Annotated in this window: 12 protein-coding genes; 5 read left to right on the forward strand and 7 right to left on the reverse strand. The window is 71.4% G+C overall.

The genetic code is table 11. The features are described from left to right. Positions 1 to 190 precede the first annotated feature (190 nt). Positions 191 to 559 carry an STAS domain-containing protein gene (locus tag ACZ6ZP_RS37365; RefSeq protein WP_351163122.1) on the reverse strand — a complete coding sequence of 123 codons (369 nt, stop codon included), beginning with the start codon at positions 557 to 559 and terminating at the stop codon, positions 191 to 193. Positions 560 to 809: 250 nt separating this feature from the next. Here ACZ6ZP_RS37365 and ACZ6ZP_RS37370 point away from each other — a divergent pair, with 250 nt between their 5' ends. Beyond that, the gene (locus ACZ6ZP_RS37370) at positions 810 to 1,772 is read left to right on the forward strand and encodes an RNA polymerase sigma factor SigF (RefSeq protein WP_351163120.1); all 963 of its coding nucleotides are present in this window, start codon (positions 810 to 812) and stop codon (positions 1,770 to 1,772) included. A gap of 175 nt (positions 1,773 to 1,947) precedes the next feature. Here ACZ6ZP_RS37370 and ACZ6ZP_RS37375 read toward each other — a convergent pair whose 3' ends face one another. Next, positions 1,948 to 2,634, reverse strand: coding sequence for an aspartate/glutamate racemase family protein (locus tag ACZ6ZP_RS37375; protein WP_361471480.1), 687 nt, complete (start codon positions 2,632 to 2,634; stop codon positions 1,948 to 1,950). A 5-nt stretch (positions 2,635 to 2,639) separates the two neighbouring features. Beyond that, positions 2,640 to 3,344 (reverse strand): TetR/AcrR family transcriptional regulator, encoded by a 705-nt coding sequence (locus tag ACZ6ZP_RS37380; RefSeq protein ID WP_351163117.1) that lies wholly within the window; start codon positions 3,342 to 3,344, stop codon positions 2,640 to 2,642. 80 nt (positions 3,345 to 3,424) lie between these two features. On the opposite strand from ACZ6ZP_RS37380, the gene ACZ6ZP_RS37385 reads away from it, so the two are divergent. Then, positions 3,425 to 4,375, forward strand: coding sequence for a zinc-binding dehydrogenase (locus ACZ6ZP_RS37385; RefSeq protein WP_469410209.1), 951 nt, complete (start codon positions 3,425 to 3,427; stop codon positions 4,373 to 4,375). Positions 4,376 to 4,415: 40 nt separating this feature from the next. Here the strand turns inward: ACZ6ZP_RS37385 and hutI are convergent, their stop codons facing one another. From hutI to hutU, 4 genes are all read right to left on the reverse strand, one after another. Further along, the gene (hutI, locus tag ACZ6ZP_RS37390; protein WP_469410210.1) at positions 4,416 to 5,588 is read right to left on the reverse strand and encodes an imidazolonepropionase; all 1,173 of its coding nucleotides are present in this window, start codon (positions 5,586 to 5,588) and stop codon (positions 4,416 to 4,418) included. A gap of 256 nt (positions 5,589 to 5,844) precedes the next feature. Beyond that, a complete protein-coding gene (locus tag ACZ6ZP_RS37395) occupies positions 5,845 to 7,197 on the reverse strand; it encodes a formimidoylglutamate deiminase (RefSeq protein WP_468615157.1) in 1,353 nt (450 codons plus the stop codon). Beyond that, a complete protein-coding gene (locus tag ACZ6ZP_RS37400; protein WP_351163278.1) occupies positions 7,194 to 8,396 on the reverse strand; it encodes an allantoate amidohydrolase in 1,203 nt (400 codons plus the stop codon). Before ACZ6ZP_RS37400 ends, ACZ6ZP_RS37395 begins: the two co-directional genes overlap by 4 nt. A gap of 17 nt (positions 8,397 to 8,413) precedes the next feature. Further along, a complete protein-coding gene (hutU, locus tag ACZ6ZP_RS37405; RefSeq protein ID WP_351163109.1) occupies positions 8,414 to 10,078 on the reverse strand; it encodes a urocanate hydratase in 1,665 nt (554 codons plus the stop codon). Positions 10,079 to 10,230: 152 nt separating this feature from the next. On the opposite strand from hutU, the gene ACZ6ZP_RS37410 reads away from it, so the two are divergent. The 3 genes from ACZ6ZP_RS37410 (at position 10,231) to ACZ6ZP_RS37420 (ending at position 13,811) form a co-directional block, all read left to right on the forward strand. Beyond that, positions 10,231 to 11,676 carry a type III PLP-dependent enzyme domain-containing protein gene (locus ACZ6ZP_RS37410; RefSeq protein WP_361467044.1) on the forward strand — a complete coding sequence of 482 codons (1,446 nt, stop codon included), beginning with the start codon at positions 10,231 to 10,233 and terminating at the stop codon, positions 11,674 to 11,676. Positions 11,677 to 11,755: 79 nt separating this feature from the next. After that, on the forward strand, positions 11,756 to 13,123 hold the full coding sequence (locus ACZ6ZP_RS37415; protein WP_351163105.1) for an APC family permease: 1,368 nt from the start codon (positions 11,756 to 11,758) through the stop codon (positions 13,121 to 13,123). Positions 13,124 to 13,397: 274 nt separating this feature from the next. Further along, the gene (locus ACZ6ZP_RS37420) at positions 13,398 to 13,811 is read left to right on the forward strand and encodes a hypothetical protein (RefSeq protein ID WP_351163103.1); all 414 of its coding nucleotides are present in this window, start codon (positions 13,398 to 13,400) and stop codon (positions 13,809 to 13,811) included. Positions 13,812 to 13,816 lie beyond the last annotated feature (5 nt).

Raw genomic sequence — 13,816 nt, forward strand, 5'->3', positions numbered from 1 at the left:
GTTCCTGCTGTTGTTTTGGCAACGATTGATTTCGCGGACCGCTGTCGACGGATCCAGAGTGTCTCCTGCCCGGCCGAACCGTGAGAACACCCACTTATTCGACGTGACCCGTGTGACGCTGGTAACGCCGTGATCACATAGAGACAACCGGCACGTAACTCTTGAGCACGCTCCGTCAGCGGGCCGCCCGTCAGTCGGTCAACGCCGCTTCCAGCGTCTCGTGGACAGTGAAGACCGCCTCGGCTCCCGTGATCTCGAAGACTCGGGCCACCACCGACTGCATCGCGGCCAGATGCACTCCGCCCCCCGCGGCCTCGGCCTTGAGCCGGGCCCCCAGGAGGACATTGAGTCCGGTGGAGTCCATGAATTCCAGTCGCGAGCAGTCGACGACCAGGCGCGAGAAGCCGTCGTCGAGGCAGGCCTCGAGTGGTTCACGCAACAAATCGGCGGTGTGGTGATCCAACTCACCTGCCGGAGTCACGACGACGCTCGGGCCCTCGGCCCGGACTTCGACCAGAAGCCGGCCACCCTGCGCGCTACCGACTGTCCCGCGGTCCATTCCGTCACTCACTTCCGACCGTCGTGGCTGTTGATGACGCCCCCGAACATTACGCCTTCCACACGCGCTCGGGTACCCGAACATCCCCCCGAATTCGGACATTTCGCCGCACAACGCACTTGCGACCGGGCTGTGGAACCGGGTAGGGGTAGAAGAGACAGTAATCAACACGGACGGCTTTGGAGGCGCCGCACACCGCAGTGCACGTATTGGCATCGGCAGCCATATGCCGAGAACGATGGAGGACACCATGTCACCCCGGCTCGACGAATCGCGCACTGACCGAGCGACGTCGACACTCTCACCGAACCGTATCGAGACCGAGATCCCGGGTCCCCGCACGGAAGCCACGCCGGACGACTTTCCGGCCCTGACGGCCGTGCCGGAGACGGAGGCGGTCCCCGAGGGGCTCGCCGACCTGCCTGAGATCCCGCCGTTCGCCGAGGTGGGGCCGCTGGATGCGAGGGCTCTGTCCAAGACCCTCTTCGAACGCCTCGAGTCTCTCGAGGAAGGCACGCACGAGTACGCGTACGTCCGCAACACCCTCGTCGAACTCAACCTCGCCCTGGTCAAGTTCGCCGCCTCCCGGTTCCGCTCCCGCAGTGAGCCCATGGAGGACATCATCCAGGTCGGCACGATCGGCCTGATCAAGGCGATCGACCGCTTCGAACTCAGCCGAGGCGTCGAGTTCCCCACCTTCGCGATGCCGACCATCGTCGGCGAGATCAAGCGCTTCTTCCGCGACACGAGTTGGTCGGTGCGCGTCCCGCGCCGCCTTCAGGAACTCCGACTGGACCTCGCCAAGGCGGGCGACGAACTCGCCCAGCAATTCGATCGCGCCCCCACGGTGGGCGAGCTCGCCGAGCGCCTGGGCATCTCCAACGACGAGGTCGTCGAGGGCATGGCGGCGTCCAACGCCTACACGGCCAGCTCGCTGGACGCCCAGCCCGAGGAGGACGACTCCGAGGGCGCGCTGGCGGACCGGATCGGCTACGAGGACCACGGACTCGAAGGCATCGAGTACGTCGAGTCGTTGAAGCCGCTGATCGCCGAACTGCCGCCGCGCGACCGGAAGATCCTCTCGCTCCGCTTCGTCGCCAACATGACGCAGTCGGAGATAGGCGATGAGCTGGGCATCTCGCAGATGCATGTGTCGCGGCTGCTGTCGCGCACGCTCGTCAAGCTCCGCAAGGGATTGACCGTCGACGAGTGAGGGGTCTCGCCGCTCGGCGTTCTCGCGGACATCGAGGCCGCCGCTTCGCGACGGATCATCCCCACCCACCCGTTTGCCCCGCAGCTCGGGGCAGGCGGGTGGGTTCGTTCGTCTCGCGGCCCGGGGCGGGAGCCCTCATGGCATCGCTGCATCGCTGCATCGCTATTGAGTTGATCTACAGCGCCGCCGCCACGGCCGCCTCCGCGTGCAGCCTGGTCGTCGGGTAGACCGGCACCGGGCTGTGCTCCTGCCCGATGAGCAGCTCGATCTCCGTGCACCCGAGAATCACGCCCTCGGCACCGTCCCGTACGAGTTCGCCGATGACCTTCTGGTACCCAGCGCGAGACTCCGCACGCACCACCCCGAGGCACAATTCCTCGTAGATCACCCGGTGCACCAGCGCGCGCCCCTCCGCGTCCGGCACCAGCACCTCGAGGCCGCGCGCGGCCAGCCGGTCCCGGTAGAAGTCCTGCTCCATGGTGAACGCGGTGCCGAGCAGCCCTACGCGCCGTACGCCGCCTCGCAGCACCGCGTCGGCGGTCGCGTCCGCCAGGTGCAGGAGAGGCACGGAGAGAGCCGCCTGGACCTGTTCAGCGACCTTGTGCATGGTGTTGGTGCAGATGAGGACGAGGTCGGCACCGGCCGCCTCGACCCCCTTGGCGGCCCGCGCGAGCACCTCGCCCGCCCGCTCCCACTCCCCCGCGGCCTGGAGCCGCTCGATCTCGGCGAAGTCGACGGAGTACAGCACGCAGCGCGCGGAGTGCAGACCGCCGAGCCGCTCCCGCACGAGTTCGTTGAGCAGCCGGTAGTACTCGGCGCTGGACTCCCAACTCATGCCGCCCAGCAGCCCGATGGTCTTCATCGCCCTCATGCCCGCACCCTACGGAAGACGGGCTCCTGCGCGGCCAGTTCGAGGAGCGCCGGGATCTCGCCGAACGCGGCGTCCATCCCCTCGACGAGGGCCGCGCGGCCTTGCTCACCGCCGGGGGCCGACCACTCCTTGAGCGCGCCGCGCCAGGCCGAGAGCATCAGCTCCAGGAGCAGCCGTACCCGCAGCGGGGTGATGTCCGTGCGGGGCTCCGCGCCGAGCCGCGCGACGGCGAGGGCGACGACCTCGTCGGTGACCTCCGCGCAGTGCCGCAGGCTGTGCGCGTTGAGTGCGGGCGTGGCATCGGCCAGCGCGCGGCTCGTCAGGAAGCGCCGCTCCCAGCCCTCATCCATGCTCGCCACGGCGGCGTACAGCGACCCCTCGAAGACGGCGAGCAGGGGCTGTCCGCCGAACGGCCGCTCGCTGATGTCGTCGACGTAGGCCCGCCAGAGCTCGCGCTCCGGCGCGAGCGCGACGTCCTCCTTGGAGGCGAACGTGCGGAAGAAGGTGCGCTTGGAGACCTCGACGGCCTCGACCAGCTCGTCGAGCGTGGCGGCCGCGAACCCCTTGGCGGAGAACAGTTCGAGGGCCGTCTCGGCCAGAGCCCGCCGTGTACGCAGCTTCTTCCGCTCCCGCAGCGGCAACTCGCCGCGGCCGCCGCCCTTCTTGCCGCCGTTCTTGCCGGTCTCCTTGCCATCCGTCATGTCGTCACTCTAACTCGGCCCGCCCCCCGAGAGCATTTGCCCCTTGCTGGCTTATGCCACTCAGTGGCACTATCACCGGCATGCGAGCACTCACGATCGATCACTCCGCCCCCGGCCACCTCGCCCTGAACGAGATTCCCGACCCGAAACCCGCCCCCCACCAGGCGCTCGTCCGCATCCACACGTTCTCCGTCAACCACGGGGAAGCCGCGTTCGTCGTACCGAGCGGTGAGGAAGGCACCGTCCCCGGATGGGACGCCGCGGGGGTCGTCGTGCGGGCAGCCGCCGACGGCTCCGGACCCGCGCCCGGTACCCGGGTCGTCACGATCGGACCCACCGGCGCCTGGGCCGAACTCCGGGCGGTCGAAACGGAGTTCATGGGTACGGTGCCCGAGGGCGCGGAGCTGGGCGCGGCCGGTGCGCTGCCGGTGGCCGCCGGGTCGGCGCTGCGCGCGCTGCGGCGACTCGGGCCGATCCTGGGGCGCCGGGTCCTGGTGACGGGGGCGAGCGGCGGCGTGGGCAGGTTCGCGGTACAGCTCGCGGCGCGCGGCGGCGCGCAGGTCGTGGCGGCGACCAGCGACCCCGCCAACGGCGATGCGCTGACCCGTCTGGGCGCCCACGAGATCGTGGCGAACGACGCCCTGAAGTCCATACAGCCGGTCCACGGGGTGATCGACGTGGTCGGCGGTCCCCAACTGGTCGACGCCTACGACACGTTGGCGCCCCACGGGACCCTGGTGGCCGTCGGCCACAGCTCGGGCGCCGGCGAGGAGTTCCCGTTCGGCGCCCTGTTCGGGGACGGCGGGCGCCACGACCGCTCCCTCACCACGTTCTTCCTGCTGGACGACGCCGACGGCCTCGGCGCCGACCTCGGCTGGCTCGCTTCCCTCGTCGCCCGTGGCGAACTGGACCCCCAGATCGGCCGCCGCGACGACTGGAGCCGCACCGGCGAGTCCCTGGCCGCGCTGCTCGCCCGCGAGGTCGCGGGCAAGGCGGTCCTGGACATCCCGCTGGAGCCCGCGGGCCGCTAGAGCGGGCCGCCGGGCAGTGCGGTACGGCTCGCCCCGGACGTCAGGCCACCCGCGTACCCCGGCGCCAGACCTCGCTCACCAGCGGGACGCCCGGGCGGTAGGCCAGGTGGACGTGGCTCGGGGCGGCGAGGAGGGCGAGGTCGGCGCGGGCGCCCTCGCGGACGACGCCGATGTCCGTGCGGCGCAGGGCCGCCGCGCCGCCCGCCGTGGCGGACCAGATCGCCTCGTCCGGGGTCATGCCCATGTCCCGTACCGCCAGGGCGATGCAGAAGGGGACCGAGGACGTGAAGGACGAGCCCGGGTTGCAGTCCGTGGAGAGGGCGACCGTCGCGCCCGCGTCCAGGATGCGGCGGGCGTCCGGCCACTCGGCCCGGGTGGAGAACTCCGCGCCCGGGAGCAGCGTCGCCACCGTGTCGCTGTTGGCCAGGGCGTCCACGTCCGCGTCCGTGAGGTGCGTGCAGTGGTCCGCCGACGCCGCGTCCAGCTCTACGGCGAGCTGGACACCGGGGCCGTAGGAGAGCTGGTTGGCGTGGATGCGGGGGTGCAGGCCCTTCGCCTTGCCGGCCGTCAGGATGGCGCGGGCCTGGTCGCCGTCGAAGGCGCCCTTCTCGCAGAAGACGTCGATCCAGCGGGCGTGGGGCGCGCAGGCCTCCAGCATCTCGCCGGTGACGAGGTCCACGTATGCCGCCGGGTCCTCGGCGTAGTCCGGGGAGACGATGTGCGCGCCGAGGAACGTCACCTCGTCGGTGTGGGCCGCCGCGATGCGCAGGGCTCGGGACTCGTCCTCGGTGTTGAGGCCGTAGCCCGACTTCGTCTCGAAGGTGGTGGTGCCTTGGCGCAGGGCCTCGCGGAGGTAGTGGGTGAGGTTCGCCTCCAGCTCGGCGTCCGTCGCGGCCCGGGTCGCCGCGACCGTCGTACGGATGCCTCCCGCCGAGTACGCGCGGCCCGACATGCGGGCGTTGAACTCCTGGGTGCGGTCGCCCGCGAAGACCAGGTGGGAGTGGGAGTCGACGAAGCCGGGGATGGCCGCCTGGCCTTGCGCGTCGTGGGTCTCGTCCGCCGCGGGGGCCTTGGCGGCGGGGCCCACCCAGGCGATTCGTTCGCCGTCCAGGACGACGGCTGCGTTCGTGAGGAGGCCGAGGGGGGTTCCGTCGCCCTGGGAGGGGTCGTTCGTGACGAGGCTGGCGATGTTGGTGATGAGGGTGGTGGGCATGGCTGGCTCCAGGGGGCTGAGGTTCGGACACTTTTTTCCCAGCCCCGCCCCTTCCCGAAAACCGTGCCTGCGCCCCGGACCTACCTGGGGCTCCCGCGCCAGACCCCGGACAAGATGTCCTCAAACGCCGGACGGGCTGGATTTCCAGCCCGTCCGGCGTTTGAGGACGAACTCCGCGGAGCCGGTGACGACAGCACCCAAGGCCAGGGCCCCCGCGCCAGCGGGTTTTCGGGAAGGGGTGGGGTTGGGGACAACTTCACTCTCTGAGCGCCGCGATCGCCTCCGTCAGAGCCGAGGCCACGTCCGGAACCAGCGCATGCTCCCCGTCCCGGACGACATGCCGGCCGCCCACCACCGTGTGGCGGACGTCCGATGCCGTGGCCGCGAAGACCGCCGTCTCCGCCGCGAGGCGTGGCAGCGGGCCCGCCGTGCGGACCGAGTCGAGCGCGACCGTCGCGAAGTCGGCCAGCGCGCCCGCCTCGATCACGCCCGCGTCCGCCCAGCCCAGCGCCGCGTGCCCGTCGGCCGTCGCCGCCCGCAGCAGCGCCGCCGCCGTCCAGTGGCCCCGCGTGTGCGAGCGCAGGCGCTCGTTCAGTTCCATCGCCCGCGCCTCTTCGAGGATGTCGATCACCGCGTGGCTGTCGCTGCCCAGGGAGAGCGGGCTGCCCGCCCGTTGCAGGCGGACCGCGGGGCCGATGCCGTCCGCCAGGTCCCGCTCCGTCGTGGGGCACATGCACGTGCCCGTCGTCGTGCGGCCGAGCAGGGCGATGTCCTCGTCCGTGAGGTGCGTGTTGTGCACGCCCGTCGTGCGGGCGCCCAACACCCCGTGGTCCGCGAGGAGTTGCGTCGGGGTGCGGCCGTGCACCGCCTGGCACGCTTCGTTCTCCGCCGTCTGTTCGGAGAGGTGCACGTGGAGCGGTGCGCTGCGGGCCGATGCCCACTCCGCCACCACCCCCAACTGTCGCGCGGGCACGGCCCGTACGGAGTGGATCGCCGCGCCGATGCGCGCGTGGTCGCGGTCCGTCAGCGCCGATGCCCGCTCCGCCCACGCCTCCGTCGTGCCGTCGGAGAAGCGCAGCTGGTGGCGGTTGGGGGGCTCGCCCCGCGACTCCGTCAGGAGACCGGACGCCACGTACGCCGTGTCCAGGAGCGTGATGCGGATGCCCGCGTCCGCCGCAGCCTGGATCAGCGCCTCGCCCATCGCGTTCGGGTCGGCGTACGGCGTGCCGCCCGGCCCGTGGTGCAGGTAGTGGAACTCGCCCACCGTGGTGATGCCCGCGAGGGCCATCTCCGCGTACACCGCGCGGGCCAGCGCGTGGTACGTCTGAGGCGTCAGACGGTCCGCCACCGAGTACATGACCTCGCGCCACGTCCAGAACGTGCCCGAGCCCACCTGGACCGTGCCGCGCAGCGCGCGGTGGAAGGCGTGCGAGTGGGTGTTCGCCAGGCCGGGGACCGTCAGGCCGCGCAGGACCGTGGCACCGGGTGGCGGGGAGTCCACCCCCTTGCGGACGGCCGTGATCCGGTCGCCCGTCACCTCCACCGCCACGCCCGGCTCCACCGTCGGGTCGAGCCAGGCATGCTCCAGCCAGTAGGTCTCCGTCGTCACCTGCACGCCAGCCCTTCCAGTACGTCGGCCAGTGCGGTCACCCCGGTCAGGCAGTCGTCCTCGGCGGCGAACTCGGCCGGGGAGTGCGAGATGCCCGTGGGGTTCCGTACGAACAGCATGGCGGTGGGGATCGATTCGGACAAAATGCCCGCGTCGTGTCCCGCACCCGTCCCGAGGACCGGGAGCGGCCTCTCCGATCCGCTCCCCAGGATCGTGCCGAGCTCGTCCCGCAGCGCGTGCTCGAACTCGACCACCGGCGTGAAGGACTCGCGTACGACGTCGAGGTCGATGCCGTGCCGGTCCGCGTACTCGCGCGCGGCCTTCTCGATGCCCGTCACGACCGTGTCGAGCGTCGACTGGTCCGCCGCGCGGGAGTCCAGCCAGCCCCGGACCAGGGACGGGATCGCGTTGACGCCGTTCGGCTCGACCGCGATCTTGCCGAAGGTCGCCACCGCGCCCGCAAGTTCGGCCTCCCTGCGGGCCGCCAGGACCGTCTCCGCGTACGTGAGCATCGGGTCGCGGCGGTCCACCAGGCGGGTGGTGCCCGCGTGGTTGGCCTCGCCCCTGAAGTCGAAGCGCCAGCGGCCGTGCGGCCAGATGGCGGAGGCGATGCCGACCGGGTCGCCGGTCAGGTCAAGGGCGCGGCCCTGCTCGACGTGCAGCTCGACGAACGCGCCGATGCGGGCGAGGCGTTCGGGGTCCGGGCCGATGGCCTCGGGGTCGTACCCGGCCGCCTCCATCGCCTGCGGGAGCGTGATGCCGTCGGCGTCCGTCAGCGCACCCGCGGCCTCGACGGTCAGCTTGCCCGCCGTCAGACGCGAGCCCACGCAGGCCAGGCCGAAGCGGGCGCCCTCCTCGTCGGCGAAGTTGGTGATGGCGAGGGGGCGGCGGAATGCCACCTTCCGTGCGCGGAGCTCGTCGAGCGCGGCGAAGGCGGAGACGACCCCGAGGGGGCCGTCGAAGGCGCCGCCGTCCGGGACGGAGTCCAGGTGGGAGCCGGTGACGACCGCGTCGCCCCGGGACGGGTCGCCGAGCCAGGCCCACTGGTTGCCGTTGCGGTCGACCTCGTAGTCGAGGCCGCGCGCCTCCGCCTGCGCCTGGAACCAGACGCGGCAGTCGGCGTCGGCGCCGGTCCAGGCGTAGCGGCGGTAGCCGCCGGAGGCGTCGCTGCGGCCGATGGGCCGCAGCGAACGCCACATGGCGAGGAAGGTGTCGCTCACGCGGTGCCGTCCTCGCGCATCGGAATCCGTACGCCCTTCTCGTCCGCCACCGACTCCGCGATGTCGTAGCCCGCGTCCACGTGCCGGATGACGCCCATGCCGGGGTCGTTCGTCAGGACGCGGCGGATCTTCTCGCCGGCCAGCGCGGTGCCGTCGGCGACCGAGACCTGGCCCGCGTGGATGGAGCGGCCCATGCCGACGCCGCCGCCGTGGTGGATGGAGACCCAGGAGGCGCCCGACGCGACGTTCACCATGGCGTTCAGGAGCGGCCAGTCGGCGATCGCGTCGGAGCCGTCGAGCATGGCCTCGGTCTCGCGGTACGGGGATGCCACCGAGCCGCAGTCGAGGTGGTCGCGGCCGATCGCGAGCGGGGCGGCGAGGGTGCCGTTGCCGACCATGTCGTTGAACATGTCGCCCGCCTTGTCGCGCTCGCCCTGGCCGAGCCAGCAGATGCGCGCGGGCAGGCCCTGGAAGTGGACCCGCTCCCCCGCCATCTTGATCCAGCGGTGCAGGGACTCGTTCTCCGGGAAGAGGTCCAGGAGCGCCTTGTCGGTCTTGTGGATGTCCGATGCCTCGCCGGAGAGCGCGGCCCAGCGGAACGGGCCCTTGCCCTCGCAGAAGAGGGGGCGGATGTAGGCGGGGACGAAGCCGGGGAAGGCGAACGCGCGGTCGTAGCCCGCCAGTTGGGCCTCGCCGCGGATCGAGTTTCCGTAGTCGAAGACCTCGGCGCCCGCGTCCATGAAGCCGACCATCGCCTCGACGTGCCTGGCCATGGACTCACGGGCGCGGGTGGTGAAGCCCGCCGGGTCCTTGGCCGCGAGGGTCTGCATGTCGTCGAAGTCGACGCCGGTCGGGAGGTAGGCGAGCGGGTCGTGGGCGGAGGTCTGGTCCGTGACGATGTCGATGGGAGCGCCCTCGGCGAGCATGCGCGGGAGCAGGTCCGCCGCGTTGCCGAGCAGGCCGATGGAGAGCGGACGGCGGGCGTCGCGCGCCTCGACGGCCAGCTGGAGCGCGTGCTCCAGGGAGTCGGCCTTCACGTCCAGGTACTTGTGCTCGATGCGGCGCTCGATGGCGCGCGGGTCGACGTCGATACAGATCGCGACGCCGTCGTTCATGGTGACGGCGAGCGGCTGGGCGCCGCCCATGCCGCCGAGCCCGGCGGTGAGGGTGATCGTGCCCGCGAGGGTGCCGTTGAACTTCTTGGCGGCGACGGCGGCGAACGTCTCGTACGTGCCCTGGAGGATGCCCTGCGTGCCGATGTAGATCCAGGAGCCCGCGGTCATCTGCCCGTACATGGTGAGGCCGAGGGCCTCAAGGCGCCGGAACTCCTCCCAGTTCGCCCAGTCGCCCACGAGGTTCGAGTTGGCGATCAGGACGCGCGGGGCCCACTCGTGGGTCTGCATGACGCCGACCGGGCGGCCGGACTGGACGAGCATCGTCTCGTCCTGCTTGAGGGTCTTGAGCGTACGGACCATCGCGTCGAAGGAGCGCCAGTCGCGGGCGGCCTTGCCGGTGCCGCCGTAGACGACGAGCTTGTCGGGGTGCTCGGCGACCTCGGGGTCGAGGTTGTTCTGCAGCATGCGCAGGGCGGCTTCCTGCTGCCATCCCAGGGCGCTCAATTCCGTACCGCGCGGTGCCCGTACGGGGCGGGGTCCTGACATGGCGATGCCTCCTCGCGTGAAGTTCTGCTGGTGGTGCTCCGGCGGTCACGTGCTGCTGTGACCTTGTTATTCACATCCTGCGATGCTGAATAGAGCTAGTCAATACGTTGACGGGGCAGCGATACCGCGTCGCGGGTGATTGGCTGGAACACATGAGCGATCAGGGCGCGGAGACCACACACGTATCCGAGGCGGTCACGGACCCGGAGGCCGCCACCCGGCGCCTCGCGACGGCCGACCCCGCGGGACCTCCCCCGGCGGATGCGGCGCCGGACGCCGCCGCCCGGCGCGACCAGGCCGTCCGCGCCGCCGTCGAGCAGGGCCTCGTCGACCCCGCGTCCCCCATCGTCGGCCTCCTGGACGTCACCGGCATCCGCTCGTCCGCCGCCGCCCTGCGCGCCGCCTTCGAGGCGGTCACGCCGCCCGGCACCCCCGTCCTGCACGCCTTCGCGGTCAAGGCATCGCCCCTGGTCCCGGTCCTGCGCCTGCTGCGCGACGCGGGCATCGGCGCCGAGGTGGCGAGCCCCGGCGAGCTGGCCCTGGCGCGGGCCGCCGGCGTGCCGCCCACGCACACCGTCCTGGACTCGCCCGCGAAGACCCCCGCCGAGCTGCGCGAGGCCCTGGCCCTCGGCATCGCCGTGAACGCGGACAACCCGCAGGAGCTGGCCCGCATCGACGCGATGACCCGCTCCGCGCCCACCCGCTCCCCCGTCGGCCTGCGCGTGAACCCGCAGATCGGCGGCGGCTCCATCGGCGCCCTCTCCACCGCCACGGCGACCTCCAAGTTCGGCGTCGCGCTGCGCGACGAGGGCGCCCGCGAGTGGATCGTCCAGGCGTATCTCGACCGCCCCTGGCTGACGCGGCTGCACGCGCACTCGGGGTCGCAGGGCATGCCGCTGGAACTGATGGTGCGGGGTGTGGCGGCGACGTACGAGCTGGCCGAGGAGATCAACGAACGGGTCGGCCGGCAGCAGATCGACACCATCGACATCGGCGGCGGCCTGCCCGTCAACTTCGGCTCGGACGAGGAGACCCCGACGCACGCGCAGTACGCGCGCCGCCTGAAGTCCCGCGTGCCCGGCCTGCTCGACGGGCGCTACGGCCTGGTCACCGAGTTCGGCCGCTCGCTGCTCGCCAAGCACGGCACGATCCTGGCCCGCGTCGAGTACGCCAAGACGGCGGGCGCCCGGCCCATCGCGGTGACGCACGCGGGCGTCCAGGTGGCGGCGCGCACGGTGTACGCGCCCGCGTCCTGGCCGCTGCGGATCGCCGCGTACGACGCGAAGGGGCGCGCCAAGAGCGGCCCGCCCGTCGGCCAGGACATCGCGGGCCCTGCCTGCTTCGCGGGCGACCTGCTCGCCGAGAACCGTCCGCTGCCGCTGCTCGAACAGGGCGACTACGCGGCGGTCCTCGACACGGGCGCCTACTACTTCGCGCACCACTACTCGTACAACAGCCTTGCCCGGCCCGGGATCTACGGCTTCGCGGCGGGCGCGGCCGGGTCCGTCGCCTTCGCCACCGTGCGGGAGCCGCAGACCCTGGAGGAGATCGTCGCCGAGTCGGGAGGCGCGCGGCGGGACGCGCTGCGCGAGCTCTGAAGTTCCTCAACTCCCGCATTCCCGCGCCACATCCGGGGCAGATGCTCCCCCCAGGCACACCCTCGGGGGAGATGATCCTGTGACGACATCCGGAAAAGCCACCAGCACACCGCCACCCGCCGAAGAACCCGCGCTGAACCGCGCGATCGGCCCCAAGCTCCTGATCCTCTTCGTGATCGGCGACATCCTCGGCACCGGCATCTACGCCACCACCGGCAAGGTCGCGGGGAAGGTCGGCGGCGCGCTGTGGGTGCCGTTCGCGATCGGCTTCGTCGTGGCGATCCTGACCGCCGCGTCGTACGTCGAGCTGGTGGGCAAGTACCCGAAGGCGGCGGGCGCCGCGCTCTACACGCAGAAGGCCTTCAAGGTCCCGTTCCTCACCTTCATCGTCGCGTTCATGGTGATGGCGTCGGGGCTCTCGTCCGCGAGCGCGGCGGCCCGCGCCTTCAGCGGCGACTACCTGAGCGAGCTGACGAGCGACGCGCTCCCGCCGACCCTGATCGCGATCCTCTTCATCCTCGCGCTCGCGGCGCTGAACCTGCGGGGCGTCGCCGAGTCGGTGAAGACGAACGTGGTCCTCACGATCGTCGAGCTGACGGGCCTGGTCATCATCCTCACCATCGGCGCGTACGCGGTCCTGAGCGGGGACGGTGAACCGTCCCGTCTGACGGAGTTCGAGGCCGGGGACGGCACTGCCTACGCCCTGATGACGGGCGTGCTCGGGGCGACCGCGCTCGGCTTCTTCGCCTTCGTCGGCTTCGAGGACTCGGTGAACATGGCCGAGGAGACGAAGGACCCGGTGCGCACGTTCCCGCGGGCGATCTTCATCGGAGTCGCGGTGACGGGCACGATCTACGTCCTGGTGGCGCTGGTGTCGTCGCTGCTCGTGGACTACAAGGTGCTCGAAGGGTCGAGCGGCCCGCTCCTTGAGGTCGTGAAGGCGGGCGGCATCGACTTCCCGCACAAACTCTTCGCGCTGATCGCCCTGTTCGCGGTCACCAACTCGGCCCTGATCAACATCATGATGGCCTCGCGGCTCTGCTACGGCATGGCCAACGAGCGCATCCTGCCGCGCGCGATGGGCCGGGTCCTGCCCCGGCGCCGTACACCGGTGGTCGGCATCGTCTTCGTGTCGCTGCTCGCGATCGGCCTGGTGTCGACGGGTGAGATCGAGGGGCTCGGCGACACCACCGCGTTCCTGCTCCTGTGCGTGTTCGCGGTGGTCAACGTGGCGGTCCTTGTCCTGCGCCGCGACCCCGTCGACCACGAGCACTTCCGCGCGCCGACGGTCCTTCCGGTGCTCGGCGCCATCACCGCCCTGATCCTCGCGAGCCCTCTCGCGGACCGTCCTGCCGAGGTCTACATCCGGGCGGGGGTGCTGATCGCCATCGGCATCGCGCTGTGGGGCGTGAACAAGGTGGTACTCAAGGCGCACGGCGAGGAGTGACGGGCCAGGGGTGAAGGTTCAGGGATGAAGGGTCGTGAAGAGCCAGGGGGGAACGGGGGCGGTCCGGTCGTCCGATCGCCACATTCGGTCAGTCATGGGCCGCCCCGGACCTCTCCTCGCACTGATCCCGTCGAGGTCGGGCATGTACCCCTGGAAAGTGCCCATTTCCCTGGAAACTCCACCACTTCTGCGTACCTTCCTCACACCGGGCGGCGCTGAGCCCCCGGTCGGGTGGTAGGGGCCACCCGGTTCAACCCTGGGGAAGGGGAGCCGCGTGCCCGGAATCGACGAGTGTCTGCTCGAAGCCATGACACTGCCCGGTGCGCGCGGCGCGGCGATCGTCGACTGGACCAGTGGGCTCGCCCTCGGTTCGGTCGGCGATCCTCCGGGCGGCGACCACGAGGCGACCGCGGCCGAGACCGCGGAGGTGGCGCGGTCGGCGGCCGAGTACCAGGCGTTCGCGCCCCGGCCCGACGCGCTGGACCCGGCGCGGACCGCGGACCGCAAGGGGCTCCCCGTCGAGGACCTCATGGTCACCACGCGGACCGAGTACCACCTGATCCGCTTCGTCGAGACGACCTTCGACAGCAGCGTCTTCCTCTATCTCTGGCTCGACCGGCACACCGGCAATCTCGCGCTCGCGCGCATGCGGCTGCGGGACCTCTCCGAGCGCCTGGTGCTGGTGTGAGCGCC

The organism is Streptomyces sp. NPDC054047, from assembly GCF_055585065.1.

What these genes read in the sequence shown, in the direction of transcription:
- ACZ6ZP_RS37400 (WP_351163278.1), bottom strand. Translation starts at nt 8,396, where the DNA reads ATGTGGCGTTCGCTGCGGCCCATCGGCCGCAGCGACGCCTCCGGCGGC.
- ACZ6ZP_RS37385 (WP_469410209.1), top strand. Translation starts at nt 3,425, where the DNA reads ATGCGAGCACTCACGATCGATCACTCCGCCCCCGGCCACCTCGCCCTG.
- hutU (WP_351163109.1), bottom strand. Translation starts at nt 10,078, where the DNA reads ATGTCAGGACCCCGCCCCGTACGGGCACCGCGCGGTACGGAATTGAGC.
- hutI (WP_469410210.1), bottom strand. Translation starts at nt 5,588, where the DNA reads ATGCCCACCACCCTCATCACCAACATCGCCAGCCTCGTCACGAACGAC.
- ACZ6ZP_RS37370 (WP_351163120.1), top strand. Translation starts at nt 810, where the DNA reads ATGTCACCCCGGCTCGACGAATCGCGCACTGACCGAGCGACGTCGACA.
- ACZ6ZP_RS37410 (WP_361467044.1), top strand. Translation starts at nt 10,231, where the DNA reads ATGAGCGATCAGGGCGCGGAGACCACACACGTATCCGAGGCGGTCACG.
- ACZ6ZP_RS37380 (WP_351163117.1), bottom strand. Translation starts at nt 3,344, where the DNA reads ATGACGGATGGCAAGGAGACCGGCAAGAACGGCGGCAAGAAGGGCGGC.
- ACZ6ZP_RS37365 (WP_351163122.1), bottom strand. Translation starts at nt 559, where the DNA reads ATGGACCGCGGGACAGTCGGTAGCGCGCAGGGTGGCCGGCTTCTGGTC.
- ACZ6ZP_RS37375 (WP_361471480.1), bottom strand. Translation starts at nt 2,634, where the DNA reads ATGAAGACCATCGGGCTGCTGGGCGGCATGAGTTGGGAGTCCAGCGCC.